The following is a 25,640-nucleotide window of genomic DNA, read 5'->3' on the forward strand; positions in this document are numbered from 1 at the left end:
GTTCACGCAGCGATCAGGCGCGTGCCGTCATGGCCGGCAATGCGCACGGGAAACAGGGTGCCGGGCTCGGCCGGGCGGGCGAGGCGCACGCCGGTGAAGCCTGGGGTGCGGCCGGTGCCGCCGATTTCCGCCAGCACCTCGCGCCGGGTCCCGACCTCGGCGGATAGGTGCCGCAGCAACGCGACGTCCCCGGCTTCGCGCAGCCGCCGCGCGCGCTCCTTCACCACGGGGCCGTCGACCGGCGGCATGCGGGCGGCCGGCGTGCCCGCGCGCGGCGAAAACGCGAAGACGTGGAGATGCGAGAGCCCGCATTCCTCGACGAGGCCCAGCGAATTGCGGAAATGCGCCTCGGTCTCAGTGGGGAAGCCGGCGATGATGTCGGCGCCGAACACCATGTCCGGGCGCAGGCGCCGCACCTTCTCGCAGAAGGCAATCGCATCGGCACGCGAATGGCGGCGCTTCATGCGCTTGAGGATCAGGTCGTCGCCAGCCTGTAGCGAGAGGTGCAGATGCGGCATCAGCCGCTCTTCCTCGGCGATCGCGGCGATCAGTTCATCATCGGCCTCGATGGAATCGATCGAGGACAGCCGTAGCCGCTTCAGCTCCGGCACATGACGCAGTACCGCGCGCACCAGCGTGCCGAGGCGCGGCGTACCGGGCAGGCCGGTGCCGTAGGAGGTGAGGTCGACGCCCGTCAGCACGATCTCGGCATACCCGCTCTCGACCAGCCGCCGTACCTCCGCGACCACGGCGCCCATCGGCACCGAGCGGGAATTGCCGCGGCCATAAGGGATGACGCAGAAGGTGCAGCGGTGGTCGCAGCCATTCTGCACCTGCACGAAGGCGCGGGTGCGGCCCTCAATGCCATCCACCATGTGCAGCGCGGTCTCGCGCACGCCCATGATGTCGCTGACTGCCACCTTCTCTTCCGCGCCGACGCCGAAATCCAGCGCCGCGCGGGCAAGCGCCCAGGTGTCGATCTCGGTCTTGGCGGCATTGCCGACGACGCGGGAAACCTCTTCCATGCCGGCGAAGGTTTCCGGCTCGGTCTGGGCGGCGCAGCCGGTAACGAGAATGCGGCGCTCCGGGTCTTCGCGCTTCAGCCGGCGGATGGCCTGCCGCGCCTGCCGCACGGCCTCGCCGGTGACGGCGCAGGTATTGACGATCACCGCGCGCTCCAGCCCGGCAAGGCTGGCGGCCTGCTTCACGGCGGCGGAATCCAGCGCGTTCAGCCGGCAGCCGAACGTCACCACGTCGACAGATGGGGTCGCAACCGGCATGCCGCTCATGCCGCGCCGGTTGCCGCGCCGGCGGGCAGCGAGAGCATGTCGCGGGTCAGCCGGCCCTCGAACTCGAACTCGGCGGGGCCGGTCATCAGAATGTGGTCGTCGCCCTCGCGCCAGTCGATCAGGAGATCACCGCCGGGCAGGGTGATGGTCACGCGCCGTCCGGTGAGGCCGAGCCGCGCGGCCGCGACCGCCGTGGCGCAGGCCGCCGACCCGCAGGCGCGCGTCAGCCCCGCGCCGCGCTCCCAGACCCGCAGCAGGATGTGATCGGCAGAGACCACCTGCGCGGCGGAGATGTTGGCGCGCTCGGGGAAGATCGGGTGATGTTCGAGTTCCGGCCCGTAGTGGCCGAGATCGACGGCCGCGACATCCTCGACCCAGAAGATCGCGTGCGGGTTGCCGACATTCACCACCGCCGGCGCGCGCAGCACGGGGGCCTCGTGCGGCCCGGCCTGAAGCTCGATGGCGCGGGTATCGGTCACCGGGCCGGCGAGCGGGATGTCGTGCCAGCCGAAATGCGGGACGCCCATATCCACCGTGATGCCGTCCGGCCCGATGGCGCAATCGAGCCGCCCGGCGACGCTCTCGAACACGAAGTGCTCGCCCCCGACGCGGCCGGCTTCATAGAGCGTGATGCAGCGCGTGCCGTTGCCGCAGGCCTGCGATTCCGAGCCGTCGCAGTTGATGATGCGCACGAAGGCGTCGGTACCTTCGGTCCTTGGCGGGTAGAGCGCCATGATCTGGTCAAAGGGCAGCACGTCGCGCCGTGCCAACGCACGCGCCTCTTCAGGCGGCACGGCCAGCGGTTCGGCGCGCAGGTCGAGCACGACGATCTCGTTGCCGAGGCCGTTCATCTTCACGAAGGGGCGGTTTTCCAGCGCGGGCATGGTGCGGACCTGACGGGTTGCCGTCCTTATATGGCGAAGCCGGCCGCGATGGCCAGCGCGTTTGCGCCGCCGGCGCGGTGCACGTTCGCGCGATCCCGCCGATGCGTGTCCATTGTGTCATCGCAGGCGCGCAAGGACGGTGCTAGACAGGAGCCGACCGCGCCGCGCGCCGCAACCGGCGTCGGCGCCGCTTTCCGGTGCTCCGATCATGCTGAAGTTCCTGTCCGCGCTCGTTTTCTGTGCCCTGCTCGCGGCACCGCCCCTCCACGCCCAGGCGCCCGCAGCCCCGCCCGCCGATGCGCCGGCACCGGCGCAGCCCGGCGCGCCGACCGCTCCCGATGGCCCCGATCAGCCACTCGACGATGATGACGGCGGGAGCGACATGGTGGCCCCTCCCGTGGTCGACCCCAAAACGGTCGAGACGCAGCCGGTACCGGCCGAGAGCGATCCGATGAAACGCCCGGACGGCTTCGGCGATGCCGCCGAGATGCGACCGGTTCCGGTACTGCAGAAGAAGGGCAAGGCGTTGTGGGACGAGGGTTTCGCCAGCATCGTCGCCACGCTCAAGGAGGTGGATGCGGAGCTCGCGCGGCTCAAGCTCAAGCCCACCGGCGCGCCCTTCATCGTCTACACCATGACCGACGATGTCGGCTTCGAGTTCGAGGCGGCGCAGCCCTTCGAGGGCGTGACCACGGAGAAACCGCAGGGCGGCATGGAGTTCTCCGCCTCGCCCGGCGGCAAGGCGCTGCGCTTCACCCATCGCGGGCCCTATGACGCCATGGACCCGACCTATGAGCAGATCGCCAATCTGCTCGACGCCAAGGACCTCGAAGCGCAGGACCTCTATGTCGAGGAGTACCGCTCCGACCCGCGCACCACCCCGCAGGACGATCTTGTGATCGACATCTGGGTGCCGCTGAAGTGAGGGGCGCTGCGGCGCTTTAGGCGACGACGCATCAAGCCCCCGCGCCGGGGCCGCGTCGCCTGCTCTCCCGCCGCTTGCTCCCGGCGCCGCGCGAAGTCGACCATCGCCCGCAGGGCACCCCTGAGCCGCGCGCATTCGCCATGGCGCCCGCTTCGTGCTATGAGGCGCGCAAACAGGCATTCAGCGAACATCATGGCCACTTTGATCGATACCGTCCCGGCCTCCGCCGACGGCGCACTCGGCGCCGTAGCGCATCCGGCTGTGGAGGACGCCCGCCGCTCGCTCGCCGGGCTCGACCGCGCCGGCCTCTCGCAGGCGCTGGCCGATATCGGCCTGCCCGAGCGCGAGCGGCGCATGCGCGTCTCCCAGCTCTGGCACTGGATCTATCTGCGCGGCGCCACCTCGTTCGACGAGATGACCAATGTCGGCAAGGGCCTGCGCGAGAAGTTGAGCGCGGCCTTCACGCTCGACCGTCCCGAGGTCGTGGTCGAGCAGGTGTCGAATGACGGCACCCGCAAATGGCTGCTGCGCTTGCCGCCCGACATCGCCGGCGACAAGCCGCACGATGTCGAGATGGTCTACATTCCCGAGAGCGACCGCGGCACGCTGTGTGTCTCCTCGCAGGTCGGCTGCACGCTGAACTGCTCGTTCTGCCACACCGGTACGCAGCGGCTGGTGCGCAACCTGACCGCCGCCGAGATCGTGGCGCAGGTGATGGTCGCCCGCGACCGGCTCGGCGACTATCCCGGCCGCGACCGGGCCGTCGGCCCCGGCCTGCCGACCGAAGGCGACCGCCTCGTCACCAACATCGTGTTCATGGGCATGGGCGAGCCGCTCTACGCCTATGACTCGGTCGCGCTGGCGATCGACATCCTGGCCGATGGCGAGGGCCTCGGCATTGGCAAGCGCCGCATCACCGTTTCCACCTCCGGCGTGGTGCCGGAGATCGAAAAACTCGGCCGCGACGTCGGCCCGATGCTCGCTATCTCGCTGCACGCCGTACGCGACGAATTGCGCGACGTGCTGGTGCCGATCAACAAGAAGTACCCGCTGAAGGACCTGCTGGAGGCCTGCCGCACCTATCCGGCCGCCTCCAACGCCAAGCGCATCACCTTCGAATACGTCATGCTCAAGGGCGTGAACGACAGCCCGGCCGACGCCAAGGCGCTGGTGAAGCTGCTCGCCGGCATCCCGGCCAAGATCAACCTGATCCCGTTCAATCCGTGGCCCGGCACGAAATACGAGTGCTCGGACTGGGAGACCATCGAGACCTTCTCGGACATCGTGTTTCGTGCCGGCTATTCCAGCCCGGTGCGCACGCCGCGCGGGCGCGATATCCTCGCCGCTTGCGGCCAGCTCAAGAGCGAGACCGAGAAGCTCACGGCCCGCGAGCGTCTTGCCCTGCGCGCCATGGCGGCGGCGGCCGAGTAGCGGCGGCGCTTGGCGGACATGCTCGATCATATCGGCTTCCCGGTCGCGGATTTCGCCTGCTCGCGGGATTTCTACGCGCGGGCGCTGGCGCCGCTCGGCATCACCATCGTGATGGAGCTGAGCGAGGGCCGTAGCCGCGCCGGCTTCGGCACCGGGCGCAAGCCGTTTTTCTGGATCAATTCCGGCGGCCCGCTGCGCGGCGAGGGGTTGCATGTGTGCTTCGCGGCGCCGGACCGGGCGAGCGTCGATGCGTTTTACGCGGCGGCGATCGAGGCGGGCGGGCGGGACAACGGCCCGCCGGGACTGCGCCTGCATTACCATCCCAGCTATTACGCCGCCTTCGTACTCGATCCCGACGGGCATAATATCGAAGCCGTCTGCCACGCTCCCCAATAGGCCAGATCGATGGAAAACCTGCTCCGCCTGCTGCTGCGCCTCGTCGTGGTGCCGCTCGGCATCATGGCCGGCATCTGCGCCACCATGGCGGTGATCATCTTCGGCTATTGGCGGATCGGCGACGTGCTCGCCGGCGCGGTGGATGTGCAGGCGACGGACCTGTTCGAGATGCTGGCGACCGGGACCTTCGTGCTGGCCGCCGTGGCGGTCACCATGTGGGCGGTCGCGCTGATCGGCATATTGTTCGCGGAAGTCTTCGCCATACGCTCCTGGATGTACTACGTCGCGAACGGCGCAATCTCGGCCTGGCTCGGGGCGGAAATCTTCGCGCCTTACGGCGACACGCCGGTGCCGTTCGACGGCAATCTCTATGTCATCGGCTCCGGCCTTGCCGGCGGCATGGCTTATTGGCTGGTCGCCGGCTGGAGCGCGGGGTTCTGGAAGCCGGTGGGGCGGGTGGCGGTCGCGCCGGCCATGCCCGCCGGCGCAGTGCCGCCTCCCGCTCCATGAGCGCGCAGACCGCCAGACTGCTGATCCGCAGGTAAGCTCCGCGCAGACACGGCTTGCACGCGCGCGCTCCATGCCTATAGTCCGCGCGCCTTCCGGGCATTTGGCCCCTTCTCGTGCGGAATTCTTAAGATGGGTAGCGACGTCAAGCGCGTGGTTCTCGCCTATTCGGGCGGTCTCGACACTTCGGTGATCCTCAAATGGCTGCAGACCACCTATGGCTGCGAGGTGGTGACCTTCACCGCCGATCTCGGCCAGGGCGAGGAACTGGAGCCGGCGCGCAAGAAGGCCGAGATGCTGGGTATCAAGCCCGAGCACATCTTCATCGAGGACGTGCGCGAGGAGTTCGTCCGCGACTACGTGTTCCCGATGTTCCGCGCCAATGCGCTCTATGAAGGGCTGTACCTGCTCGGCACCTCGATCGCCCGCCCGCTGATCGCCAAGAAGCAGATCGAGATCGCCCGCAAGGTCGGCGCCGATGCCGTCTCGCACGGCGCCACCGGCAAGGGCAACGACCAGGTGCGTTTCGAGCTGAGCTATTACGCGCTGGAGCCGGAGATCAAGATCATCGCGCCGTGGCGCGAATGGGATCTGCGCTCGCGCGAGCAGCTCATCGCCTTCGCCGAGAGCCACCAGATTCCGATCGCCAAGGACAAGCGCGGCGAGGCGCCGTTCTCGGTCGACGCCAACCTGCTGCACTCCTCCTCCGAGGGCAAGGTGCTGGAAGATCCGTCCGTTGAGGCGCCCGAGATGGTCTATATGCGCACCATCGCGCCCGAGGACGCCCCGGATAAGGCGACCTACATCACCATCGGTTTCGAGCAGGGCGACGCGGTGTCGATCGACGGCGAGGTGCTGTCCCCGGCCAGCCTGCTGACCCGCCTCAACGCGCTCGGCAAGGAGAACGGCATCGGCCGGCTCGACCTCGTCGAGAACCGCTTCGTCGGCATGAAGTCGCGCGGCGTCTACGAAACGCCCGGCGGCACCATCCTGATTCAGGCGCATCGCGGCATCGAGAGCATCACGCTCGACCGCGGCGCGGCGCATCTCAAGGACGACATCATGCCCCGCTATGCGGAGCTGATCTATAACGGCTTCTGGTTCTCGCCCGAGCGCGAGATGCTGCAGGCGCTGATCGACAAGAGCCAGGAAATGGTGACCGGCACGGTGCGGCTGAAGCTCTACAAGGGCAATGTCGCGGTCGTCGGCCGCGAGAGCCCCTACTCGCTCTACAATCAGGACCTCGTGACCTTCGAGGAAGGCGCGGTGGCCTACGACCACCGCGACGCCGCCGGCTTCATCAAGCTGAACGCGCTGCGCCTGCGCACGCTCGGCAGCCGGGCCCGCAAGATCGGCGGCTGAACGCGCCGGCCGAGATCGACCGACGAGGGCCGGGCGGGGAACCACTCCGGCCCTTCGTCGTTTGCGAGCCGGGTGCCAGATCGATCGGGCGTCAGATGGCCTGGCCGCCCGAGACTTCGATGCGCTGCGCGTTGACCCAGCGATGATCCGCCGACAGCAGGCTGGCGATCATCGGCCCGATGTCGTCGGGCTCGCCGACGCGGCCGAGCGCGGTCATCTGCGCGAAGACCTTGTTGAGGTCCGGCGTGTCGCGCACCGCCCCGCCGAGAAAATCCGTCGCGATCGCGCCCGGCGCCACCGTGTTGACGGCGATGCCGCGCGCGCCGAGTTCCTTCGCCAGATAGAGGCTGAGCACCTCCACCGCGCCCTTCGCGGCCGCATAGGCGGCAAAGCCGGGATAGGAAACGCGCGTGAGCCCGGAGGACAGGTTCACGATGCGCCCGCCGTCGGCGAGCAAGGGCAGCAGAGCCTGGATGAGGAAGAACACGCCCTTGAAATGCACGTCGACCAGTCGGTCGAACTGCGCCTCCGTGGTCTCGGCGATCAGCGCGTGGTCGCCATGGCCGGCATTGTTGACGAGGTGGTCAAAACTCTCCCGGTCCCATATCCGAGACAGCGCGGCGCTCAGCTCGCGGGTAAACGCTGGGAACTCGGCGAGCGTGCCGGTATCGAGCGGGAGCGCCACGGCCCTGCGGCCGAGCGCTTCGATTTCGGTCACCACGGCCTGCGCCTCCTCGGCGCGGCTGCGATAGGTGAGAACCACATCGCCACCCTTGCGGGCGACGCTGAGCGCGGTGTTGCGGCCAAGGCCGCGGCTGCCACCGGTGATGAGGGTGATCGTGGACATGTCCAGTCTCCTGTCAGTTGGGATGACCGAGATATGCCGCGCGGCGCGAGCGCCGACTTGCCGGAAGTCCGCGATTTCTTGCCTGATTCTCCGAAGCGGCTTTTCAGCGGCATCGGCGGAGCTATGATGGCTGAATGAGCAGCCTGCTTGAGATAATGGACCGGCACGGCCGGATGCATGCCGATGCGGACGGGATCGCGACCACGCCGATCCCGGGCATCATGTTCTTTCGTGTGCCCGCGCCGACGGGCAGCGTGCACGCCATCGCACGTCCGCTGGCTTGCCTTGTTGTCCAGGGTACCAAGCGGGTCACGATGGGAACCCGCGATTTCGACTTCGGGGCCGGGGATTCGCTACTCATCACCGCCGATGTGCCGATCGTCAGCCAGATCACCCAGGCCAGTCACGCCCGCCCCTATCTGTCGCTGGTGCTGGAACTGGATCTTGCAGTCATCGCCGAACTGGCCGCGGAGATGGGACCGGTCGCGGTCCGAGATGGCGCGCCGGTCCGGGTCGAACCGACCGACGAGGACGTGGCAGCCGCGGCGCTGCGCCTCCTGCGGTTGCTCGATCGTCCCGCCGCGCTGCCGGTGCTTCAAACCCAGTTGTTGCGCGAAATGCACTATTGGCTGCTCGCCGGCCGCCACGGCGCGGCGATCCGACGTCTAGGCTGGTCGGATAGCCATGCCGGGCGCATCGCCCGTGCGGTCGCACTCCTGCGGGCGGAGTTCGTCCACCCCCTGCGGGTAAGCCGACTGGCTGCTGAGGTCGGGATGAGCGTCTCGACCTTCCACCAGCATTTCCGGGCCGTCACCTCGCTGTCGCCACTCCAGTTCCAGAAGCAGCTCCGCCTGATCGAGGCCCGGCGCCAGATGGTCGAAGGGGCATCCGCCAGCGCGGCCGCCTTCGCCGTCGGCTATGAAAGCGTCCCGCAGTTCACGCGTGAATATGGCCGGCTGTTCGGTGTCCCGCCGGCCCGCGACGTCCGGGCGGCGCGAGAGCGGGCCGCCGAGGCGCGCCCGGCCCTCTCTGCCTGACACGGCGGCGCGTCAGTCCAGCGGCACTTGGCGGTTCTCGCCGAGGTCGGTCGGCGAGCCCGAAAGCCGCGCGGCCATCATCTTGAACAGGACGCCGATCGAGGTCGACGGACCGTCCCAATATTCCGCCCGCTCCGGAAGGAAGCGCACGACGCAGATATTCGGGTCGGTCTTGCCCTTCGGCCAGAACGCCTTGTTCATGTCGCTCCACAGTTCGTCGATCTTCGCGCGGTCGTTGGAGACCTCGGCCTGACCGGAGACCGAGAGGTAGGTGTTGTCGCCCGGCTTGGCGAAGGTTAGCGCCGCCTGGGGATCGTGGTTCAGTTCTTCGTCCTTATGGCCGCGCCGGTCCGACAGGAACCAGATGCAGCCTTCCTCGCGCGACGCGTGGGCGTCCATCGGGCGGCCGCGTAGGGTTTCGCCCGCGCGGGTGACCAGCATGCAGATGCGGATGTCCTCCATCATCTCCCAGGCGCGGTCGATGGCCTCTGCGGTAGTGCGCTCGTTCTCGTTCATGTCGCTCGCCTCCTGACGATGATGTTCCGCTCGGCAGGGCAACCCGCGGGAGGGCCGGGGAGTTCCGTGCCAACCGGCAAACCGGGGTGCCGCGGCCCGTGTCGTCGGGCCAAGGCTGCGCTAAGGTGGGACGCCTGGCCGCGAAGGAGATTCCCATGCCCTGGTCGCTCACCGTCGGTTACGTCTACGGCACCGCGGTCCGCATCCACGTCACCTTCCTGCTGTTCCTGATCTGGATCTGGTTCGCCTATTACCAGCAGGGCGGGGTCGGCGCGGCCTGGGAGGGGGTGGCGTTTGTGGCGCTGCTCTTCGCCTGCGTGCTGCTGCACGAGTTCGGCCACATCTTCGCCGCCCGCCGTTACGGCGTGAAAACACCGGAAGTCACCCTGTGGCCGTTCGGCGGCATCGCGCGGCTGGAGCGCATCCCCGAGAAGCCTTCGGAGGAACTCGTGGTGGCGTTGGCCGGTCCGGCGGTAAATGTGGTGATCGCCGCCGTGCTGCTGCTGGTGCTTTACGCCCAGGGCGCGCATCTGGGAATGGAGCATATCGAGGAGATCGAGAACCCGCAGGCGAGCCTCCTCGCCAAGCTGGCGGCGGCCAACCTCTTCCTCGTGGTGTTCAATCTGTTGCCGGCCTTCCCGATGGATGGCGGGCGGGTGCTGCGCGCGGTGCTGGCGATGAACATGCCGCACGCCCAGGCGACCCAGCGCGCGGCCTCGATTGGTCAGGCCTTCGCCATTGGCCTTGGCCTGCTCGGCATTCTCGGCAACCCGATGCTGATCATCATCGCGGTGTTCGTCTATCTCGCGGCCTCCGGCGAGGCAGGCAGCGTGCAGATGAAGCAGGCGGCGCAGGGCGTGCTGGTGCAGGATGCCATGATCACCCATTTCGAAAGCCTTGGCCCGCAATCCACTGTCGGGGACGCCGCCGAGGCGCTGATCCGCACCACCCAGAAGGAATTCCCCGTTGTCGACGGCGCCGGTCATCTGCGCGGGGTGCTGACCCGCGACGCCATGATTCGCGCGCTGCAGGCCAGCGGGCCGGGCGCGTCCGTGCTGGAAGCGATGCAGGGCGATGTGCCGACCCTGCCGCTGCGCGCGCCACTGGATGCGGCGCTGAAGAAGCTCAGCGAAACCCGCGCTCCCGTTCTCGGCGCGCTCGATGGCGAGGGCCGGCTGGTCGGGCTGCTCTCCCCGGAGAATGTCGGTGAGATGATGATGCTGCGCGCCGCCCAGCCCGAGGCGCGGTTCGGGCCATGGGCGAAGCGGTCGGAACCTGCCGTCGGCCCTCGCAGCGGGCCGACCGGTCCACGCTGAGCGCCGCTACTTCTCGTCGCCGGTGATGCCGCTGAAGGAGGGCGGGTCGCTGGCGGGGAAGGTTTCGTCCAGCGCCTCGTCCACTTCCTCTTCGGTGTAGTCCGGCTGGGTTTTCGGATCGCGGGGCGGAGGCTCCGCCCCGGTCACGCCGGTAAAAGCCGGCGGATCGCTCGCCGGAAAGCTTTCCTCAAGGGTCTCGTCGATCTCTTTTTCGCTCGGCGTGGGGGCCGGCGACGTCTCGCGCCCGTTCATCCCGAAATCCTTTCCCGAAGCAGTGTCTGCTCAACTCTCATACAACCATCAAAGCGCGGTACGGTTCACCCCGCCGGTGCGATTATGCCGGGCCTTCGCGAAAAATCGGCCGATGCCGGCCCGCCGCGTGGAACCTGAGGGTGTGCTGCGCATTTTTCCCATTCGCCATGCGTGGGCTACGCCCGTGAGGGCGGGTGCGCATGGGCCATGCCGGCGCGCGAGTGATCGGCGCGCCCTCGTGCAAGGAGCAACGCCATGATGGAACACACTACCGTGCCTGCTGCCACAAGAGGCGCCACCCCGCATTCGCCGGCCCGACTGCAATACTGGCCGCCCTCCCACGATGTCCACGCCCCCGACAACTGGCCGGACAGCCTCGAATTCGAGAGCGTGGAAGATGCGGTCGCCTTCGCCATGACGCAGGCTCCGGCGGGGCGCGAGGTTGCGTGGTTGCGGACGCCCGACGGCGAAATCCTGAGGGCGGCGCAGATCCGCCGGCTCTGGGAATTGCGCCGGGAAAGCTGAAAGCGCACGGCGAAATGGCTTTTGCGCGGTGTCGGCGTTGCCTTTGAAGGCTTTCTGAGTATAGTGCGCCGCAAAATTCTGGTGCGGGTCCGAGGCCTTTCGGGCCCGCTTTTTGGTGTTGATCCTTATGAAGCTTCGCAATATCGCCATCATCGCCCACGTCGACCACGGCAAGACCACGCTGGTGGACGAGCTGCTGAAGCAGTCCGGCTCCTATCGTGAGAACCAGCGTGTCGCCGAGCGCGTGATGGATTCGAACGATCTCGAAAAGGAGCGCGGCATCACCATCCTCGCCAAGGCCACCTCGGTGGTCTGGAGGGATACCCGGATCAACATCGTCGACACCCCCGGCCATGCCGATTTCGGCGGCGAGGTGGAGCGCATCCTCAACATGGTGGACGGTGCCATCGTGCTGGTCGACGCCGCTGAGGGCCCGATGCCGCAGACCAAATTCGTGGTGGGCAAGGCGCTGAAGGTCGGCCTCAAGCCGATCGTTGCCATCAACAAGGTCGACCGCTCGGACGCCCGCTCGCAGGAAGTCATCAACGAGGTGTTCGACCTGTTCGCCGCGCTGGACGCCACCGACGATCAGCTCGACTTTCCCATCCTCTACGGGTCCGGCCGCAATGGCTGGATGAATACCTCGGCCGACGGTTCGCAGGACGAGGGCATGGCGCCGCTGTTCGATCTCGTGCTCAAGCATGTGCCCGAGCCCACCGTCGATGACGGCCCGTTCCGCATGATCGGCACGCTGCTGGAAGCCAACCCGTTCCTCGGCCGCATGATTACCGGACGCATCACCTCCGGCTCGATCAAGCCGAACCAGTCGATCAAGGTGCTGGCGCAGGACGGCTCGCTGGTCGAACAGGGCCGCGTCTCCAAGATCCTCGCCTTCCGCGGCATCGAGCGTCAGCCGATCGAAGAGGGCGTGCAGGGCGACATCATCGCCATTGCCGGCCTGTCCAAGGGCACCGTGGCCGACACGTTCTGCGACCTTTCGGTGGACACGCCGCTGAAGGCGCAGCCGATCGACCCGCCGACGGTCACCATGACCTTCATCGTCAACGATTCCCCGCTCGCCGGCACCGAGGGCGACAAGGTCACCAGCCGCGTGATTCGCGATCGTCTGCTGCGCGAGGCCGAGGGCAATGTGGCGCTGAAGATCGAGGAATCCGCCGACAAGGATTCGTTCTTCGTCTCCGGCCGCGGCGAACTCCAGCTCGCGGTGCTGATCGAGACCATGCGCCGCGAAGGCTTCGAGATCGCCGTCTCCCGCCCGCGCGTCGTGTTCTCCAAGAGCGAGAGCGGCGAAATCCTCGAGCCGATCGAGGAAGTGCTGATCGACGTTGACGAGGAATATTCCGGCGTCGTCGTTCAGAAGATGAGCGAGCGCCGCGCCGAGATGGTGGAGATGAAGCCCTCCGGCGGCACCCGCCAGCGCCTGGTGTTCTACGCCCCCACCCGCGGCCTGATCGGCTATCAGGGCGAGTTGATGACCGATACGCGCGGCACCGCGATCATGAACCGGCTGTTCCACGCCTATCAGCCGCATCGTGGCGAGATTCCCGGCCGCCGCAACGGCGTGCTGATCTCGAACGAGGCCGGCGAGGCGGTGGCCTATGCGCTGTGGAACCTCGAAGATCGCGGCCCGATGATGATCGAGCCGGGCTGGAAGGTCTATCAGGGCATGATCGTTGGCGAGCACAACCGCGAGAACGATCTCGAGGTGAACGTGCTCAAGGGCAAGAAGCTCACCAATATCCGCACCACCTCCAAGGATGAGGCGGTTCGCCTCACCCCGCCTATCCGCATGACGCTGGAGCGTTCGCTGGCCTGGATTCAGGACGACGAACTGGTCGAGGTGACGCCGAAGTCGATTCGCATCCGCAAGCGCTTCCTCGACCCCAACGAGCGCAAGCGCGAGGAGCGCCGCAAGGAAGCCGAGGGCGTCTGATCCCCCGGCCGAACGGCGTCGGCGTGGCATTGCGGCCACGCCTGCGCTGCGCTTGCGAAACGTGATCGAGGATTCCTCTTGATCCCGTCGTGCGGTTTTGCTCCCATCAGGGGCATGAGCACGCTTCTTATCGAGACGCGCCGGGCTCGCCCGGCAGACGCAGTCGACGTCGCCGATATCCATGATACGGCATGGCGTGCGGCGTATCGTGGCCTTATTCCCGGCGCCGAGCTTGAGAAGATGATCCAGCGGCGCGGTCCGGGCTGGTGGGAGACGGCGCTCAAGCGCGGCTCGCGGGTTCTGGTGCTGACCTTCGGGGATTCCGTGGCCGGCTACGCCAATCTCGGTCGCAACCGCGCCAGGGGGCTGCCCTATGAGGGCGAGATCTACGAACTTTATCTGCGCCCGGAATATCAGGGTCTCGGCTTCGGTCGACGGCTGTTCGCCGATTCCCGCAAGGAACTGACCAATGCCGGCTTCGAGGGCGTGGCGGTGTGGGCGCTCGCGGCGAACGAGCAGGCGCTCGGCTTCTATCGCGCGCTCGGCGGCATGGGCGTCGCCCGCTCTTCGGAAACCTTCGGCGGCAGCACGCTGGAGAAACTGGCTTTCGGCTGGAGCGCCTGAGGCGTAACCTCAGCCGCCCAGAGCCGCGAACCGTGTCGCCAGCGCGGCCGGATCTCCCTTGACCCGGAACGTCTTGAGCCGCGCCGTGACCCTGCTCAGCAACTCGACGCTCGACGGCGCGACGCCCGCCGCCTTGGCGATCAACCCTGCCAGCGCGGCATTGGCCTTGCCGTCCTCCGCCGCCACGCTCACCCGCGCCTTGAGGGCCTGGCATCCATCGGCAAGCTCGACCAGCCCGTCAATGGCGTCGCGCCCGCCGCGCGGCGTGGCCCGCACGGTCAGCACGAGGCCGTCCGGCGCGCGAGTCCAAGCCGGCACCCGGCTCAGGCCAGGATTTCAAAGACGAGGTTGCGGATGAAATACAGCCCGATGATCAGGATCACCGGCGAGACGTCGATGCCGCCGAGATTGGGCAGGATACGGCGAATCGGCGCCAGCACGGGCTCGGTGACGCGCCACAGGAACTCGCCGAGATTGCGCACGAACTGGTTGCTGGGATTGACGACATTGAACGCCACCAGCCACGACAGGATGGCCGAGGCGATGAGAACCCAGACATAGAGCGTGATCAGCGTGTCGAACAACCAGAGAATGGAATACATCGGGAGCCTCGACGGAAACCCCGGCACGATGCCGGCCTTGAAGGATGCTTAATGGCGCCGCTGCGTTGCGGCAACCCTGTTTCGCGCCGCCGGGCCGCGCCCGGCCGAAACCGGGCCGGCCGCCGCGATCCCTCAGCGGCGCAGCAGTGCGCCGAGTTCGGAAATCGCACTGAGCTCCGGCAGCTTGAGCACCATATCGACCAGCCGCCGCGTCTTCTCGTCGCCGAAAAGCGGCGCGATCAAATCTTGCGCCTTAGCGACGACTTCAGCGCGCGGCATAGGATTGTCGGAGGTGCCGCGCACCGCGGTAATGTGTTTGAAAAGCCGACGGCCGTCCGCCAGCTCGATGGTCAGCTTGGCCTCGCGACGCGGCAGCGCCCGGCCCAGTTCCTCGCTCGCGATAAGCTCGACTTTCGAACGCAGCGCCAGCACCTCAGGGTCCTTCATGCGCTCTTCGTCATGGATCGAGGCGAACGTGGCCGTGCGGTCGATCAGCATGATCGCCAGCATGTGCTGGACGCACACACCGGGCATGCCTCGATTATCGACCACCTTGGCCTCGCGGTCGCCGATCTCGACGACGAGGCGCGTGACGTCGGCGGCGGTGAAGGCATGGTCGCGTAGCAAATCTTCGGCGGCGTCCAGCGGGGCCTGGATCGGGGAGCCGACGGTCCATTTCTTGATGTTGGAATGGGCGATCGCGAAATGCGTGCCGAGCCCGTCGACCAGCCCGGCCGGGTCGCAGTCGGGTCCATAGGCGAGGAAATAATTGTCGGCGCCGGCGAAGGGGTCCTCCACGGCGGTGAAGCCAGCATCGACCATCAGCGCGGCGGCTGCGCCATTGCGCGCGGGCATGCCGCCGAACACGAAGGCCTTCACGATGTGGTCGGGGTCGCGCTGCCAGGCCGCAATGCCGGAGGATTGCTGCGCGGCATAGTCCAGCGCCCAGCGCATCTTGCGGTCGTCGAAGCCGGCAAGGCTCGCCGCTGCCGCCGTCGCACCGAACAGGCCGGCGACGCTGTGCGTGCTCTTGTGTTCCTGCGCGAAGAAGCGGCGTATGCCGAGCGTCATGGTCACCCGCGAGCCGACATCGTAGCCGAGCGCCACCGCACGCAGCAAGGCTGCGCCACTGGCTCCCTTCCATTCCCCGATCGCCAGAGCCGCCGGCACCACGGCGCAGCCGGGATGCGACAGCGAAGGCGCATGGGAATCGTCGGTCTCGTCGGCATGGGCCAGCATGCCATTGGTCAGCGCCGCCTCCAGTGGCCCGACCTTGGTCGCATAGCCGGCTACGGAGCATAGGGGTGTGCCGGGCACGGCGTCGAGATAGGCAAAGCCGCGCTCGCCGGCGGGAAGCTCGCCGCCGGAGATCATCGAGGCGAGGGTGTCGAGCGTGTGCAGTATGGCGCGCTCGCTCACGTCCGGCGGGAGCGGCCGCGATGCGGCCTCAGCCATGTAGCGGCTCAATTCGTAGGTAACGGGGCTGACGATCGCGCGTTTGGTGTCGTTGCTCATGGCGTTTCCTCGGGGTGTCTGTCGGCGCCGGGCACGGTGGCGATGGTTTGATCGTCCGTTGTGGCAAGGCAGTGCCCGGTGCGGGGGGGGGGGCGTGCGGTCAGGACACGAGAAAATCCTCGATCCTGCGGGCGTGGGAGATGACGGTCTGTGCGAGATGGGGTGCGGTGTCGGGCAGGAAGCGGAATTGGGGAATGGTGAGCAGAAGCGAACCGAATCCAAAGCCGGCGCGCGTGCGCAGTGGCACGGCAAGCCCAACGGCGCCGGCGAGACGCTCGCCATAGGACAAGGCGAAGCCCTCCCGGCGTATGGCGGTGAGTTGCGCGTGGAGCCGGTCAGGGTCGACCACAGTGGCGTCGGTGATGGGGTTCAGGGCGTGATCGGCAAGGATCTGCCGCGCCTCGGCGTCATCCAGCGCGGCCAGCGCGGCTTTACCGCTGGCGCCGGCGTGGAGCGGTGAGGTCTCGCCCGGGAGTAGCCGGTAGCTCAGCGGGCGTCGCGGCTCCTCCACCGCGACCACCACGAGGCTGGCGCTGCGCCGGTCGATCATGTTGAGGCAGACCGTTTCGCCGGTCGCCTCCATCAGTTCCCGCATCGAGGCGCGCAGGCCCGCGGAGAACCCGTCCCGGCTGGCAACCAACGCCATGGTCATCAGCATTTCCGGGCCGGCGACCACGCCCCGCCCGCCGGGCGGACGGCTGACCCAGCCCAGCACTTCCAGCTCTGTGAGCACGCGATGGGTGGTGGGAATGCTCAGCCCCAGCTCGGCGGCAAGCGTGTTGGCGTGCACCGGGCCATTGGAGCGTGCCACCACGCGGGTGATGGCCAGCCCCTTGCCGAGCGCCGAAAGCTTGGCGTCGGGCTTATATCCCGGCGTGGCGACGTCGGGGTTTGCAGCTTTGGGCATAAATGAACCACATATCCCGGTAAACGAAATCCGCTCTCATAATAATCGCAGTTCGCTGCCGCAGAAGGATGTCGACGCTTGCTCGGCCGGAATTCAGAGCCATAAAATAATAACATATTCCGATAAACGGAATGAAGGCAAAGAGGCCAGCAGGCCCTTACGTAATGCTCTGGGAGGAGCGCCAGTCATGAAGCTGAAATCATTGGCCCGGCTCGGCGCCGTGGCCGCACTTGTCGCAGCCTTTGCCGCCCCCGTCACAGCCGCGGATTATCCCACCCGCCCGATCACCATGATCGTCGGCTCCGGCGCTGGCGGCATCAACGATCTCATCGCTCGCATCCTTGGTGAGCACATGTCCCGCACGCTCGGCCAGCCGGTCGTGGTGGAGAACCAGCCCGGCGGCGGCAGCACGATCGCCATCTCGCAGGTCGCGAAAGCCACGCCCGATGGCTATACGCTACTGGTCAACGGCTCGGTGCACAGCGTGGTTGGCGAGTTGTATCCGAAGTCGGGCATCGACGTTCAGAAGGACCTGGAGAGCGTATCGCTGCTCGCCGGCGTGCCGCTGATCCTCACCGTCGCGAAGGCCCTGCCGATCACCGATTTCGCGTCGCTGGTCGCTTATGCCAAGGAGCATCCCAACCAGCTCACCTTCGGCTCGAACGGCCGCGGCAGCGGTGCCCATCTCGCTGCCGAATTGGTGAAGAGCATGGCCGGCGTGCAGTTCAAGCACATTCCCTACCGTACGACCCCGCAGGCACTGAACGACCTGCTGACCGGGCGCATCTCGATCATGCTCGGCACGGTGACGATGTTCTCCCCGCATATCGATTCGGGCGAGGTCCGCCCGATCGCGGTCAGCACCGGCGAGCGCTCGGCCCTGGTGCCGAACGTACCGACTTTCGATGAGCTCGGCCTCAAGGGCTATGAGGCGTCGAGCTGGACCGCGCTCTACGCCCCCAAGGGCACGCCGCCCGAGATCATCGCCCGGATCAACACCGGCATCGCTGCGGCGCTTGCCGACGAGGAGGTCAAGAAGCGCTTCGTCCAGCTCGGGCTGATCGCGCCTCCCGAACTCGGCCCGAAATACCTGACCAGCTATCTCGACAAGGACATTGCCCGCTGGTCGACGGTGCTGCGCGCCAGCCAGGACTGAGTGGCCAGCTTGAGCGGGGACTGACGGCCGGCGCCCGCGCGGGTGCCGCCCCGGTCTCCTCCTTCACACGACGTTCGGGACGCTTGCCTATGTTCTCGCGGGATTTCCTCGCCGGTCTCATGATGCTGCTCGTGGCCGGCGCCTTGTTCTTCGACGGACGCGGACTTGAATTCGGGACGCCCGAAATGATGGGCCCCGGGTTCTTTCCCTTCCTCGCCGCCGGCGGTCTGGCGCTGCTCTCGACCATACTGATGGTGTCGGGCCTGGCGGCCGGCGCGCCCCGGCTGGAGCCGATGGGCGTGCGCGCGCCGGTCATGGTGATCCTCGCCGGCGTCGCCTTCGCCGTGTTGCTCGATCACGTCGGCGCGCTCGCGGCGACCGTGGCGGTCGTCGTGCTGTGCGCGCTCTCGATCCGCGATTTCCGCTGGAAGGAAGTTGCCCTGGTCGCCATCGGCATGGCGGCGCTGGTCGGCTTCCTCTTCGTCTATTTCCTCCAGCTACCGATGGCGATGTGATGTTCGATCTCCTGATCACCAATTTCTCGATCGGCATCTCGGCGGCCTTCTCGCCCGAGAACCTGCTGCTGTGCTTCGTCGGCGCGCTGCTCGGCACGCTGATCGGCGTTCTGCCCGGCATCGGCTCGGTGGCGACCATCGCCATGCTGCTGCCGATCACTTTCGGCCTGCCGCCGACCTCGGCCATGATCATGCTGGCGGGCATCTATTACGGCGCCCATTACGGCGGCTCGACCACCGCGATCCTGGTCAACCTGCCGGGCGAGGCGTCCTCGGTCATCACCTGTCTCGATGGCTACGCGCTGGCGCGGGCGGGGCGGGCAGGGGAAGCGCTGGCACTGGCGGCGATCGGCTCGTTCATCGCCGGCTGCGTCACAACCTTCGCTATCGCCTTCTTCGGCCCGGCGCTTACCGTCGCCACGCAATGGCTCGGCGCGCCGGACTATTTCGCGCTGATGGTGCTTGGCCTGCTCGCGGTGATCGTGCTGTCGCGCTGCTCGATGCTGAAAGCGTTGATCATGCTGATGGCAGGCTTCCTCCTCAGCATGGTCGGCACTGACCTCATCACCGCCGAGCCGCGCATGACCTTCGGCCTGCCGGAACTCTCCGACGGCATCAGCTTCGTGTCGATGTCGATGGGCCTGTTCGGCGTGTCGGAGATCATCGCCAACTATGCCCATGGCACGGAAGGCCGGATCATCACCCGCAAGATCGAGCGGCTGCTGCCGAGCCGCAAGGTGATGCGCGAGGCCCTGCCCTCCATGCTGCGCGGCACCGGCATCGGCATGTTCCTCGGCATGCTGCCGGGCGGGGGCGGCGTGCTGTCCTCGTTCTGCTCCTATGCGGTGGAGAAGAAGGTCTCCAAGCATCCCGAGCAGTTCGGTCGCGGCGCGGTCGCGGGCGTCGCCGGGCCGGAGGCGGCCAATAATGCCGGCGCGCAGGCGTCGTTCATTCCGCTGCTGAGCCTCGGCATCCCATCCAATGCGGTGATGGCGCTGATGGGCGGGGCGCTGCTGATCCAGGGCATCACGCCCGGCCCGCATGTCATCACCAGCCAGCCCGAGCTGTTCTGGGGCATCGTGGTCAGCATGTGGGTCGGCAATGTGATGCTGCTGATCATCAACCTGCCGCTGATCGGGCTTTGGGTGAAGCTGCTGGCGGTGCCGTACCGGGTGCTGGCGCCGATGATCCTGGTGTTCTGCTGCATCGGCGCGTTCAGCGTGCACAACTCGGTGTTCGACGTCCTGCTGATGATGGCTTTCGGCGTGCTCGGCTATCTGCTGATCAAGCTGGAATACGACCCGACTCCACTGCTGCTCGCTTTCATCCTCGGCCCGCTCATCGAGGAAAATCTGCGCCGGGCACTGCAGCTCTCGGACGGCAGCCCGGCCGTGTTCATCGAAAGCCCGATCAGCGCGGTGCTGCTCAGCCTGTCGGTTCTTCTCATCGTGGTCGCTCTCGCGCTGGACTTCCGGGCCCGCCGCGCGGCGGTGGCAGGCTAGGGGCGGGTCATGGAACTGAACCTTAAGGGCCGCCGCGCCCTCATTACCGGCGCTTCGCGCGGCATCGGTCGCGCCATCGCCGACGCGCTGGCGCGCGAGGGCTGCGATCTCGTACTCGCCGCGCGCTCCGCCGAGGCGCTGGAGGCGGCGCGGACCGAGATCCACGCGCGCCACGGCGTGCGTGTCGAGACCCGCGTGGTCGACCTGTCGCGGCTGGAGGATGTCGAAGCCGTCGGCGAGAGTGCCGGCGATATCGACATACTGGTCAACAATGCCGGCGCCGCCGCCCATGGCCATCTGCTCGATGTACCGGATGCGATGTGGCAGGAGGGCTGGGCGCTCAAGGTGCACGGCACGATCCGCATGTCGCGCGTGATCTATGCCGCGATGAAGGCGCGCGGCGGCGGCGTCATCGTCAACATCATCGGCTATGCCGGCGAGCGCGTGAATGGCCATTTTCTGGTCGGCAGCACCGGCAATGCCTCGCTGATCGCCTTCACCCGCGCGCTCGGCTCGGTCAGCCCGGCCGACAATATCCGCGTGGTGGGCATCAATCCCGGCCCGGTGCTGACCGACCGGCTGCGCACCCGGCTGGAAAAGAGCGCGGCCGAGAAGCTGGGCGACGCCACGCGCTGGCGCGAGCTGACGCGCAGCTACCCGTTCGGCCGTCCGGCGCTGCCCGAGGAAGTGGCCGATGCCGCCTGCTTCCTCGCCTCGCCGCGCGCCGCCTACGTCACCGGCACCACGCTCACCCTCGATGGTGGCCTGACCTATCGGCCGCCCACGGAATGAGGCCCGACGGGCCGCAGCTTCACACGAGACCCGCCTTCATGAGGATGCCGCTATGAATTCTCCTCCCCAGACCCGATCGATGTGGCTGCCCGGTGGGGCCGCCTCGGTGGACGCGCAGGGCCGGCCGGTGCTGGTCGGCGGCGAATGCCGTGCCTGCCACACCCGGATGTTCCCCAAGACCACCGTATGCTGCGCCTGCATGAGCGAGGACGTGGCCGACGCGCCGCTGCCCTCGGAAGGCACGCTCTACAGCTTCACCCAGGTTCATGTCGGCCCGGCGCAATGGAACAAGCCGCTGGTCGTCGGCTATGTCGACCTGCCCGACGGGGTGCGGCTGTTCTCCCACCTGCGCAACTCGGCGGCGCTGGCGATCGGCGGGCCGGTCCACCTCACCCTCGGCCAGGTCGGAACCTCCGCAGAGGGCGAAGCCATTACCACCTTCATGTTCGCAGCCGGGGAGCAGCCGCAATGAGCACCGCTTATGTGATCGGGATCGGCATGGTCCCGTTCGGCAAGTTCCCCCAGCGCACCGTGGTCGACTTGGCATGGCCGGCGGTCAAGGCGGCGATCACCGATTCCGGGATCGATCCGCGCAAGATCGAGGCGGCGTTCTGCGGCACCACCTTCGGCGGCATGATGACCGGCCAGCGCGTGCTCGGCCATATCGGCCTCTCCGGCATCCCCGTCACCAATATCGAGAATGCCTGTTCCTCGTCATCGACCGCGCTGCGGCAGGCGGTGACGGCAGTGCGCGCCGGACAGCATGACGTCGTGCTGGTGCTCGGCGTCGAGAAGCTGACCAAGTTCGGTGGCGGCGTGCTGCCGCTGGAACTGGAGGACTGGGATGTCAGCCAGGGCATGATGATGCCTGCTCTCTACGCCATGCGCGCCCAGCGCTACATGCACGATTACGAACTGACGCCGGAGCAACTCGCTGGAGTCTCGGTGAAGAACCGCAAGAACGGCGCGCTCAATCCCGACGCGCAGATGCGCGAACCGGTGACGGTCGAGCAGGTGCTGGCCTCGCGCCCGGTGGCCGATCCCTTCACCCTGCTGCAATGCTGCCCGACCGGCGACGGCGCGGCGGCGCTGCTGGTGGCGAGCGAGAAGGTCGCGGCCCAGCTCGGGAATCGCGCCATCAAGGTTCTCGCCTCCGACCTGACCTCCGGCCGCTACACGCCCGGCTATCGCGACATGACGATCCCCGAAATCACCGTGCGTGGTGCCCATGAGGCCTATGAGGAAGCCGGTCTCGGCCCCGACGAGATCGACGTCGCCGAGGTGCACGACGCCTTCTCCATCGCTGAACTGCTCTATTACGAGGCCTTCGGTTTTTGCGGGCGCGGCGAGGCCGGGCGGATGATCAGCGAGGGCGAGACCGCGATCGGCGGGCGCATTCCGGTCAACCCGTCCGGCGGGCTGCTGGCCAAGGGGCATCCGATCGGCGCCACCGGCGCGGCGCAGGCGGTGGAGATCGTGCGCCAACTCCGCGGCGAGGCCGGAGCCCGGCAGGTCGAGAGCGCGCGGATCGGGCTGAGCCATGCCACCGGCGGCGGCATCACCGGCTTCGACCATGGCGCTTGCGCCATCCATATCTTCGCGCGGGCCTGAACCATGGCGCGCCCGAAGATGGAACTCGTTCACGACCAGCCGCTCTCGGCCTCGCGGCTCGACGCCAGCGGCACCGTTGCGCGCGCGCTCGCGGTGCTGCGCACCATCGCCGATGCCGGCGGCGAAGTGGGGGTGAAGCAGGTGTCGGACGCGCTTCACCTGCCGATGAGCACCGCTCACCGGCTGCTCGACCTGCTCAGCGCCGAGGGCTATGTCGAGCGCGATCCGGAGCGCCGGCGCTACCGCGCGGGGCTGGAATGGTTGCGGGTGTCGAACCGCATCCTCAGCCAGGAAAGCCTGCCGCGCCTCGCCGCGCCAATTCTCGCCGACCTCGCGCGCGAGAGCGACGAGACCGCGCTGCTGGCGCTGCACCAGCCCGCTTCCGGCGCGATGATCTTCGCGGCCAAGGCCGACAGCCCGCAGCCGCTGCGCTACGAGATCGACATGTATGTGCGCTTGCCGCTGGTGTGGGGCGCGTCGGGTCTGGCGATCCTAGCCTTTCTTGGCGTGCGCGAGCAGCAGGCGGTGATGGGCCAGCCGCAGCGGCGTTCGGCCTCCGACGGCTCTTTTGACGAGGCAAGCGTGCGCGAGCGCCTGACCGAGGTCGCCGCCAGGGGCTATGCGCTGACAAGGGGCGAGAAGGTCGCCGACGCGGTGGGCATCGCCGTGCCGCTGCGCGTCAGCGGTTCGGGCGTCGTCGGCTCGCTCGGCCTGACCATACCCGCGTCCCGCTACGAACCCCTGCACAAGGAAGTCTACGTCGCCAGCCTGAAGGCGGCGGCGTCCCGGCTGCTGGCGCGCGCCGGCTGACACGATTGAAACCCGCGACCGCGCCCGGCCCCAGGGCCGGGCGGTCCAGAAGCGAGAACGAGGCGCAAGGATGAAGGACGCACCGCTGGCGGGCATCAAGGTGCTCGACTTCACACAATTTCTCTCCGGCCCATACTGCACGCAAATCCTGGCCGATCTGGGCGCCGAGGTGATCAAGGCCGAAGCGCCGGAGGGCGATCTTGCCCGGCATATCCCGCCGCATTTCGTCGGGCGCGACAGCGTGTATTTCATCGCGGTCAACCGCTCGAAGAAAAGCCTGGCCGTCGACCTCAAGACGGCCGCCGGGCGCGAGGTCCTGAACGCGCTGGCGGCGTCCTGCGACGTGATCGTGGAGAACTTCCGCCCCGGCGTGGTCGCCAAGCTCGGCATCGACCAGGAGCGCCTGCGCGCCGAGCGGCCCGAACTGGTCTGGTGCTCGATCAGCGGCTTCGGGCAGGACGGGCCGTATCGCGACAAGCCGGCCTACGACATGATCGTGCAGGCCCTGTCCGGCGGCATGAGCCTGACCGGCGAGCCGAAAGGCCGCGCGGTGCGCTCGGGCATCCCGATCGGCGACATCGCCGCCGGCATGTACGCCGCCATCGGCATTCTCGGGGCGCTGTTCCGTCGCGAGCGGACCACGCGCGGCGACGCCATCGACATCGCCATGCTGGATTGCCAAGCGGCGATGCTCTCCTATCAGGGCGCCTATTTCCTGCATTCCGGGCATGTGCCCGGCCGGCAGGGCAGCGGGCACGATTCGATTCCGACCTATCGCTCCTTCACCGCCGCTGACGGCCAAGAGGTGGTCATCACCGCCAATACCGAGCGCATGTGGCAGGGGCTGTGCCGGGTGCTGGGGCTCTCCGAACTGACCGAGGACCCGCGCTTTCGCACCAATCGCGAGCGCTTCGTCCATCGCGAGGCGCTGTGGGCACTGCTGGAGCCGGCCTTCGCCAGCGCCACGGCCGCCGAATGGGTGACACGGCTGGAGGGTGAAGCGGTGCCGGCCAGCGTGGTGAAGACGCTCGACGCGGTGATGGACGACCCGCAGATCCTCCATCGCGGCATGATCCGCATAATTGAGGACGGCGGGCGCTCCGTCCGGGTGATGGGCGATCCGCTCCGCTTCGCCGAGGCGCAAAGCCCCGAGCCGGGCTACCCGCCGCAGCTCGGCGAGCACACGCATGAGGTGCTCAAGGGCATTCTCGGTCTGAGCGATGCCGCCATCGACCGCCTGGTGGATAGCCGCGCGGTGGCACTGTCCCACGCCACGCCGGTCGAGGCCTGAACCATGCGCGCGGTGTGGTATTGCCGGCAGGGCCCGGCCCGCGAGGTGCTGGAGTATGGCGAGACCGACCCGCCAACACCCGGGTCGGGCGACGTTCTGGTCCGTGTCAATGCATCCGGGGTCAACCCGTCCGATGTGAAGCAGCGCGCCGGCGCGCCAGGCCGGGTGCAGCCCTATCCCCGCATCATCCCGCACAGCGACGGGGCGGGGATCATCGTCGGCGTCGGGCCTGGCGTGGCGGATGAGCGCGTCGGACAAAGGGTCCTCCTGTACCGGGCGCAGCAGGAGCGCGCCTTCGGCACCGCCGCACAGTTCGTCGCCCTGCCGCAGGAATTCGCCGTCGAGATGCCGGCCGGCCTGTCCTTCGTCGAGGCCGCGACCGTCGGCGTGCCCGGCGTCACCGCCGCCCATGCGGTTGGCGGTTATGGCGACATTGCCGGGCGCAACGTGCTGATCACCGGGGCAGGCGGGGCGGTGGGGTCCTATGCCGTCGCGCTGGCGGCACTCGCCGGGGCGAACGTGTTCGCCCTGGTGCGCGCCCCGTCCCGCCGCGAGCGCGTGCGCGCGATCGGCGCGTGCCATATCCTCGCCGATAGCGGGGCGGAAGCGGCGACGGAGCTGGCGCGGGCGACCGGCGGTCGGGGCATCGATCTGTCCATCGATGTCGATTTCTCCGCTCTCGGCGGGTTCCTGGTCGCGGTGGCGGCGTCCGAGGGCACCATCGTCACCTATGGCTCGGCGCGAAACGAGGCACAGGTGCCGATTCGCGATGTCCGGCAGAAGGGGCTGGCGATCCACGGCTTCAACGTCTACCGCCTGTCTCCGGCGCGCAATGCGGCGGCGCTGGAGCGGGTGACGAGATTGTTGACGCAGACCGAGTTCCGCCCGGCGATCGGGTGCGTGCTACCGCTGGAGCGCTGCCCCGAAGCGCATGAGGCGGTCGAGGCTGGCAGTCACGGCAAGGTCGTGCTGGAACTGAAGGATTAAGCGCGCGAGCGCTTCCGCGAGGCCCGGCATTGGCGGATTCGCGGCAGTCGCAACAGGATGTGGGCGGCCCTTTAAGGCGCCTTGACA

28 protein-coding genes are annotated in these 25,640 nt (G+C 67.7%); 19 read left to right on the forward strand and 9 right to left on the reverse strand.

What is annotated here, in order from left to right:
- Positions 1 to 2: 2 nt before the first annotated feature.
- Positions 3 to 1,280 carry a tRNA (N(6)-L-threonylcarbamoyladenosine(37)-C(2))-methylthiotransferase MtaB gene (mtaB, locus tag MKI84_RS13750; RefSeq protein WP_241620342.1) on the reverse strand — a complete coding sequence of 426 codons (1,278 nt, stop codon included), beginning with the start codon at positions 1,278 to 1,280 and terminating at the stop codon, positions 3 to 5.
- A gap of 5 nt (positions 1,281 to 1,285) precedes the next feature.
- A complete protein-coding gene (dapF, locus tag MKI84_RS13755) occupies positions 1,286 to 2,173 on the reverse strand; it encodes a diaminopimelate epimerase (protein ID WP_241620344.1) in 888 nt (295 codons plus the stop codon).
- Between the two features lie 208 nt (positions 2,174 to 2,381).
- Between dapF and MKI84_RS13760 the strand changes: the two genes are divergently transcribed.
- The 5 genes from MKI84_RS13760 (at position 2,382) to MKI84_RS13780 (ending at position 6,794) form a co-directional block, all read left to right on the forward strand.
- The gene (locus tag MKI84_RS13760) at positions 2,382 to 3,098 is read left to right on the forward strand and encodes a GyrI-like domain-containing protein (protein ID WP_241620346.1); all 717 of its coding nucleotides are present in this window, start codon (positions 2,382 to 2,384) and stop codon (positions 3,096 to 3,098) included.
- Positions 3,099 to 3,290: 192 nt separating this feature from the next.
- Positions 3,291 to 4,529, forward strand: coding sequence for a dual-specificity RNA methyltransferase RlmN (rlmN, locus tag MKI84_RS13765; RefSeq protein ID WP_241620348.1), 1,239 nt, complete (start codon positions 3,291 to 3,293; stop codon positions 4,527 to 4,529).
- An 18-nt stretch (positions 4,530 to 4,547) separates the two neighbouring features.
- Positions 4,548 to 4,925 carry a VOC family protein gene (locus MKI84_RS13770; protein WP_241620350.1) on the forward strand — a complete coding sequence of 126 codons (378 nt, stop codon included), beginning with the start codon at positions 4,548 to 4,550 and terminating at the stop codon, positions 4,923 to 4,925.
- A gap of 9 nt (positions 4,926 to 4,934) precedes the next feature.
- Entirely contained in the window at positions 4,935 to 5,435 is a 501-nt protein-coding gene (locus tag MKI84_RS13775) for a hypothetical protein (protein WP_241620352.1), read from the forward strand.
- Between the two features lie 129 nt (positions 5,436 to 5,564).
- Positions 5,565 to 6,794 carry an argininosuccinate synthase gene (locus MKI84_RS13780; RefSeq protein WP_241620353.1) on the forward strand — a complete coding sequence of 410 codons (1,230 nt, stop codon included), beginning with the start codon at positions 5,565 to 5,567 and terminating at the stop codon, positions 6,792 to 6,794.
- 91 nt (positions 6,795 to 6,885) lie between these two features.
- Here the strand turns inward: MKI84_RS13780 and MKI84_RS13785 are convergent, their stop codons facing one another.
- On the reverse strand, positions 6,886 to 7,641 hold the full coding sequence (locus MKI84_RS13785; protein ID WP_241620356.1) for an SDR family oxidoreductase: 756 nt from the start codon (positions 7,639 to 7,641) through the stop codon (positions 6,886 to 6,888).
- A 134-nt stretch (positions 7,642 to 7,775) separates the two neighbouring features.
- Between MKI84_RS13785 and MKI84_RS13790 the strand changes: the two genes are divergently transcribed.
- Positions 7,776 to 8,678, forward strand: coding sequence for an AraC family transcriptional regulator (locus MKI84_RS13790; RefSeq protein WP_241620359.1), 903 nt, complete (start codon positions 7,776 to 7,778; stop codon positions 8,676 to 8,678).
- Positions 8,679 to 8,690: 12 nt separating this feature from the next.
- On the opposite strand, the gene MKI84_RS13795 is transcribed toward MKI84_RS13790, so the two are convergent.
- Positions 8,691 to 9,194 carry a pyridoxamine 5'-phosphate oxidase family protein gene (locus MKI84_RS13795; RefSeq protein ID WP_241620361.1) on the reverse strand — a complete coding sequence of 168 codons (504 nt, stop codon included), beginning with the start codon at positions 9,192 to 9,194 and terminating at the stop codon, positions 8,691 to 8,693.
- Positions 9,195 to 9,349: 155 nt separating this feature from the next.
- Between MKI84_RS13795 and MKI84_RS13800 the strand changes: the two genes are divergently transcribed.
- Positions 9,350 to 10,510 (forward strand): site-2 protease family protein, encoded by a 1,161-nt coding sequence (locus MKI84_RS13800; RefSeq protein WP_241620363.1) that lies wholly within the window; start codon positions 9,350 to 9,352, stop codon positions 10,508 to 10,510.
- A 6-nt stretch (positions 10,511 to 10,516) separates the two neighbouring features.
- Here MKI84_RS13800 and MKI84_RS13805 read toward each other — a convergent pair whose 3' ends face one another.
- Positions 10,517 to 10,762 (reverse strand): hypothetical protein, encoded by a 246-nt coding sequence (locus MKI84_RS13805; protein WP_241620365.1) that lies wholly within the window; start codon positions 10,760 to 10,762, stop codon positions 10,517 to 10,519.
- A gap of 255 nt (positions 10,763 to 11,017) precedes the next feature.
- On the opposite strand from MKI84_RS13805, the gene MKI84_RS13810 reads away from it, so the two are divergent.
- From MKI84_RS13810 to MKI84_RS13820, 3 genes are all read left to right on the forward strand, one after another.
- Positions 11,018 to 11,287, forward strand: a complete 270-nt coding sequence (locus MKI84_RS13810) for a hypothetical protein (protein ID WP_241620368.1) — start codon at positions 11,018 to 11,020, stop codon at positions 11,285 to 11,287.
- A gap of 127 nt (positions 11,288 to 11,414) precedes the next feature.
- A complete protein-coding gene (typA, locus tag MKI84_RS13815; RefSeq protein ID WP_241620370.1) occupies positions 11,415 to 13,241 on the forward strand; it encodes a translational GTPase TypA in 1,827 nt (608 codons plus the stop codon).
- Between the two features lie 114 nt (positions 13,242 to 13,355).
- Positions 13,356 to 13,865 carry a GNAT family N-acetyltransferase gene (locus MKI84_RS13820; protein WP_241620372.1) on the forward strand — a complete coding sequence of 170 codons (510 nt, stop codon included), beginning with the start codon at positions 13,356 to 13,358 and terminating at the stop codon, positions 13,863 to 13,865.
- A gap of 9 nt (positions 13,866 to 13,874) precedes the next feature.
- Here the strand turns inward: MKI84_RS13820 and MKI84_RS13825 are convergent, their stop codons facing one another.
- The 4 genes from MKI84_RS13825 to MKI84_RS13840 form a co-directional block, all read right to left on the reverse strand.
- Positions 13,875 to 14,183, reverse strand: a complete 309-nt coding sequence (locus MKI84_RS13825; RefSeq protein ID WP_241620374.1) for a DUF167 family protein — start codon at positions 14,181 to 14,183, stop codon at positions 13,875 to 13,877.
- A 5-nt stretch (positions 14,184 to 14,188) separates the two neighbouring features.
- The gene (locus tag MKI84_RS13830) at positions 14,189 to 14,467 is read right to left on the reverse strand and encodes a YggT family protein (RefSeq protein WP_241620376.1); all 279 of its coding nucleotides are present in this window, start codon (positions 14,465 to 14,467) and stop codon (positions 14,189 to 14,191) included.
- Positions 14,468 to 14,599: 132 nt separating this feature from the next.
- On the reverse strand, positions 14,600 to 15,982 hold the full coding sequence (locus MKI84_RS13835; RefSeq protein WP_241620378.1) for an MmgE/PrpD family protein: 1,383 nt from the start codon (positions 15,980 to 15,982) through the stop codon (positions 14,600 to 14,602).
- A 100-nt stretch (positions 15,983 to 16,082) separates the two neighbouring features.
- A complete protein-coding gene (locus MKI84_RS13840; RefSeq protein ID WP_241620380.1) occupies positions 16,083 to 16,889 on the reverse strand; it encodes an IclR family transcriptional regulator in 807 nt (268 codons plus the stop codon).
- Positions 16,890 to 17,076: 187 nt separating this feature from the next.
- Here MKI84_RS13840 and MKI84_RS13845 point away from each other — a divergent pair, with 187 nt between their 5' ends.
- The 9 genes from MKI84_RS13845 (at position 17,077) to MKI84_RS13885 (ending at position 25,553) form a co-directional block, all read left to right on the forward strand.
- The gene (locus MKI84_RS13845; RefSeq protein WP_241620381.1) at positions 17,077 to 18,045 is read left to right on the forward strand and encodes a Bug family tripartite tricarboxylate transporter substrate binding protein; all 969 of its coding nucleotides are present in this window, start codon (positions 17,077 to 17,079) and stop codon (positions 18,043 to 18,045) included.
- Positions 18,046 to 18,134: 89 nt separating this feature from the next.
- On the forward strand, positions 18,135 to 18,560 hold the full coding sequence (locus MKI84_RS13850) for a tripartite tricarboxylate transporter TctB family protein (protein WP_241620383.1): 426 nt from the start codon (positions 18,135 to 18,137) through the stop codon (positions 18,558 to 18,560).
- Positions 18,560 to 20,062 (forward strand): tripartite tricarboxylate transporter permease, encoded by a 1,503-nt coding sequence (locus MKI84_RS13855; RefSeq protein ID WP_241620385.1) that lies wholly within the window; start codon positions 18,560 to 18,562, stop codon positions 20,060 to 20,062. The genes MKI84_RS13850 and MKI84_RS13855 overlap by 1 nt, the downstream gene beginning before the upstream one ends.
- 9 nt (positions 20,063 to 20,071) lie before the next feature.
- Complete coding sequence (locus MKI84_RS13860) at positions 20,072 to 20,854, forward strand: short-chain dehydrogenase/reductase (RefSeq protein WP_241620387.1); 783 nt, start codon at positions 20,072 to 20,074, stop codon at positions 20,852 to 20,854.
- A 52-nt stretch (positions 20,855 to 20,906) separates the two neighbouring features.
- Positions 20,907 to 21,326, forward strand: coding sequence for a Zn-ribbon domain-containing OB-fold protein (locus MKI84_RS13865; RefSeq protein WP_241620389.1), 420 nt, complete (start codon positions 20,907 to 20,909; stop codon positions 21,324 to 21,326).
- A complete protein-coding gene (locus tag MKI84_RS13870; RefSeq protein ID WP_241620391.1) occupies positions 21,323 to 22,465 on the forward strand; it encodes a thiolase family protein in 1,143 nt (380 codons plus the stop codon). The genes MKI84_RS13865 and MKI84_RS13870 overlap by 4 nt, the downstream gene beginning before the upstream one ends.
- 18 nt (positions 22,466 to 22,483) lie before the next feature.
- On the forward strand, positions 22,484 to 23,275 hold the full coding sequence (locus MKI84_RS13875; RefSeq protein WP_241620393.1) for an IclR family transcriptional regulator: 792 nt from the start codon (positions 22,484 to 22,486) through the stop codon (positions 23,273 to 23,275).
- 70 nt (positions 23,276 to 23,345) lie between these two features.
- Positions 23,346 to 24,566 carry a CaiB/BaiF CoA transferase family protein gene (locus tag MKI84_RS13880; RefSeq protein ID WP_241620395.1) on the forward strand — a complete coding sequence of 407 codons (1,221 nt, stop codon included), beginning with the start codon at positions 23,346 to 23,348 and terminating at the stop codon, positions 24,564 to 24,566.
- 3 nt (positions 24,567 to 24,569) lie between these two features.
- Complete coding sequence (locus MKI84_RS13885) at positions 24,570 to 25,553, forward strand: NADPH:quinone reductase (RefSeq protein WP_241620397.1); 984 nt, start codon at positions 24,570 to 24,572, stop codon at positions 25,551 to 25,553.
- Positions 25,554 to 25,640: the final 87 nt, after the last annotated feature.

Origin of the sequence: Ancylobacter gelatini, assembly GCF_022601675.1 — a bacterium.
In the GTDB taxonomy this organism is placed as follows: Bacteria; Pseudomonadota; Alphaproteobacteria; order Rhizobiales; family Xanthobacteraceae; genus Ancylobacter; species Ancylobacter gelatini.

What these genes read in the sequence shown, in the direction of transcription:
- mtaB (WP_241620342.1), bottom strand. Translation starts at nt 1,280, where the DNA reads ATGCCGGTTGCGACCCCATCTGTCGACGTGGTGACGTTCGGCTGCCGG.
- dapF (WP_241620344.1), bottom strand. Translation starts at nt 2,173, where the DNA reads ATGCCCGCGCTGGAAAACCGCCCCTTCGTGAAGATGAACGGCCTCGGC.
- MKI84_RS13760 (WP_241620346.1), top strand. Translation starts at nt 2,382, where the DNA reads ATGCTGAAGTTCCTGTCCGCGCTCGTTTTCTGTGCCCTGCTCGCGGCA.
- rlmN (WP_241620348.1), top strand. Translation starts at nt 3,291, where the DNA reads ATGGCCACTTTGATCGATACCGTCCCGGCCTCCGCCGACGGCGCACTC.
- MKI84_RS13770 (WP_241620350.1), top strand. Translation starts at nt 4,548, where the DNA reads ATGCTCGATCATATCGGCTTCCCGGTCGCGGATTTCGCCTGCTCGCGG.
- MKI84_RS13775 (WP_241620352.1), top strand. Translation starts at nt 4,935, where the DNA reads ATGGAAAACCTGCTCCGCCTGCTGCTGCGCCTCGTCGTGGTGCCGCTC.
- MKI84_RS13780 (WP_241620353.1), top strand. Translation starts at nt 5,565, where the DNA reads ATGGGTAGCGACGTCAAGCGCGTGGTTCTCGCCTATTCGGGCGGTCTC.
- MKI84_RS13785 (WP_241620356.1), bottom strand. Translation starts at nt 7,641, where the DNA reads ATGTCCACGATCACCCTCATCACCGGTGGCAGCCGCGGCCTTGGCCGC.
- MKI84_RS13790 (WP_241620359.1), top strand. Translation starts at nt 7,776, where the DNA reads ATGAGCAGCCTGCTTGAGATAATGGACCGGCACGGCCGGATGCATGCC.
- MKI84_RS13795 (WP_241620361.1), bottom strand. Translation starts at nt 9,194, where the DNA reads ATGAACGAGAACGAGCGCACTACCGCAGAGGCCATCGACCGCGCCTGG.
- MKI84_RS13800 (WP_241620363.1), top strand. Translation starts at nt 9,350, where the DNA reads ATGCCCTGGTCGCTCACCGTCGGTTACGTCTACGGCACCGCGGTCCGC.
- MKI84_RS13805 (WP_241620365.1), bottom strand. Translation starts at nt 10,762, where the DNA reads ATGAACGGGCGCGAGACGTCGCCGGCCCCCACGCCGAGCGAAAAAGAG.
- MKI84_RS13810 (WP_241620368.1), top strand. Translation starts at nt 11,018, where the DNA reads ATGATGGAACACACTACCGTGCCTGCTGCCACAAGAGGCGCCACCCCG.
- typA (WP_241620370.1), top strand. Translation starts at nt 11,415, where the DNA reads ATGAAGCTTCGCAATATCGCCATCATCGCCCACGTCGACCACGGCAAG.
- MKI84_RS13820 (WP_241620372.1), top strand. Translation starts at nt 13,356, where the DNA reads ATGAGCACGCTTCTTATCGAGACGCGCCGGGCTCGCCCGGCAGACGCA.
- MKI84_RS13830 (WP_241620376.1), bottom strand. Translation starts at nt 14,467, where the DNA reads ATGTATTCCATTCTCTGGTTGTTCGACACGCTGATCACGCTCTATGTC.
- MKI84_RS13835 (WP_241620378.1), bottom strand. Translation starts at nt 15,982, where the DNA reads ATGAGCAACGACACCAAACGCGCGATCGTCAGCCCCGTTACCTACGAA.
- MKI84_RS13840 (WP_241620380.1), bottom strand. Translation starts at nt 16,889, where the DNA reads ATGCCCAAAGCTGCAAACCCCGACGTCGCCACGCCGGGATATAAGCCC.
- MKI84_RS13845 (WP_241620381.1), top strand. Translation starts at nt 17,077, where the DNA reads ATGAAGCTGAAATCATTGGCCCGGCTCGGCGCCGTGGCCGCACTTGTC.
- MKI84_RS13850 (WP_241620383.1), top strand. Translation starts at nt 18,135, where the DNA reads ATGTTCTCGCGGGATTTCCTCGCCGGTCTCATGATGCTGCTCGTGGCC.
- MKI84_RS13855 (WP_241620385.1), top strand. Translation starts at nt 18,560, where the DNA reads ATGTTCGATCTCCTGATCACCAATTTCTCGATCGGCATCTCGGCGGCC.
- MKI84_RS13860 (WP_241620387.1), top strand. Translation starts at nt 20,072, where the DNA reads ATGGAACTGAACCTTAAGGGCCGCCGCGCCCTCATTACCGGCGCTTCG.
- MKI84_RS13865 (WP_241620389.1), top strand. Translation starts at nt 20,907, where the DNA reads ATGAATTCTCCTCCCCAGACCCGATCGATGTGGCTGCCCGGTGGGGCC.
- MKI84_RS13870 (WP_241620391.1), top strand. Translation starts at nt 21,323, where the DNA reads ATGAGCACCGCTTATGTGATCGGGATCGGCATGGTCCCGTTCGGCAAG.
- MKI84_RS13875 (WP_241620393.1), top strand. Translation starts at nt 22,484, where the DNA reads ATGGAACTCGTTCACGACCAGCCGCTCTCGGCCTCGCGGCTCGACGCC.
- MKI84_RS13880 (WP_241620395.1), top strand. Translation starts at nt 23,346, where the DNA reads ATGAAGGACGCACCGCTGGCGGGCATCAAGGTGCTCGACTTCACACAA.
- MKI84_RS13885 (WP_241620397.1), top strand. Translation starts at nt 24,570, where the DNA reads ATGCGCGCGGTGTGGTATTGCCGGCAGGGCCCGGCCCGCGAGGTGCTG.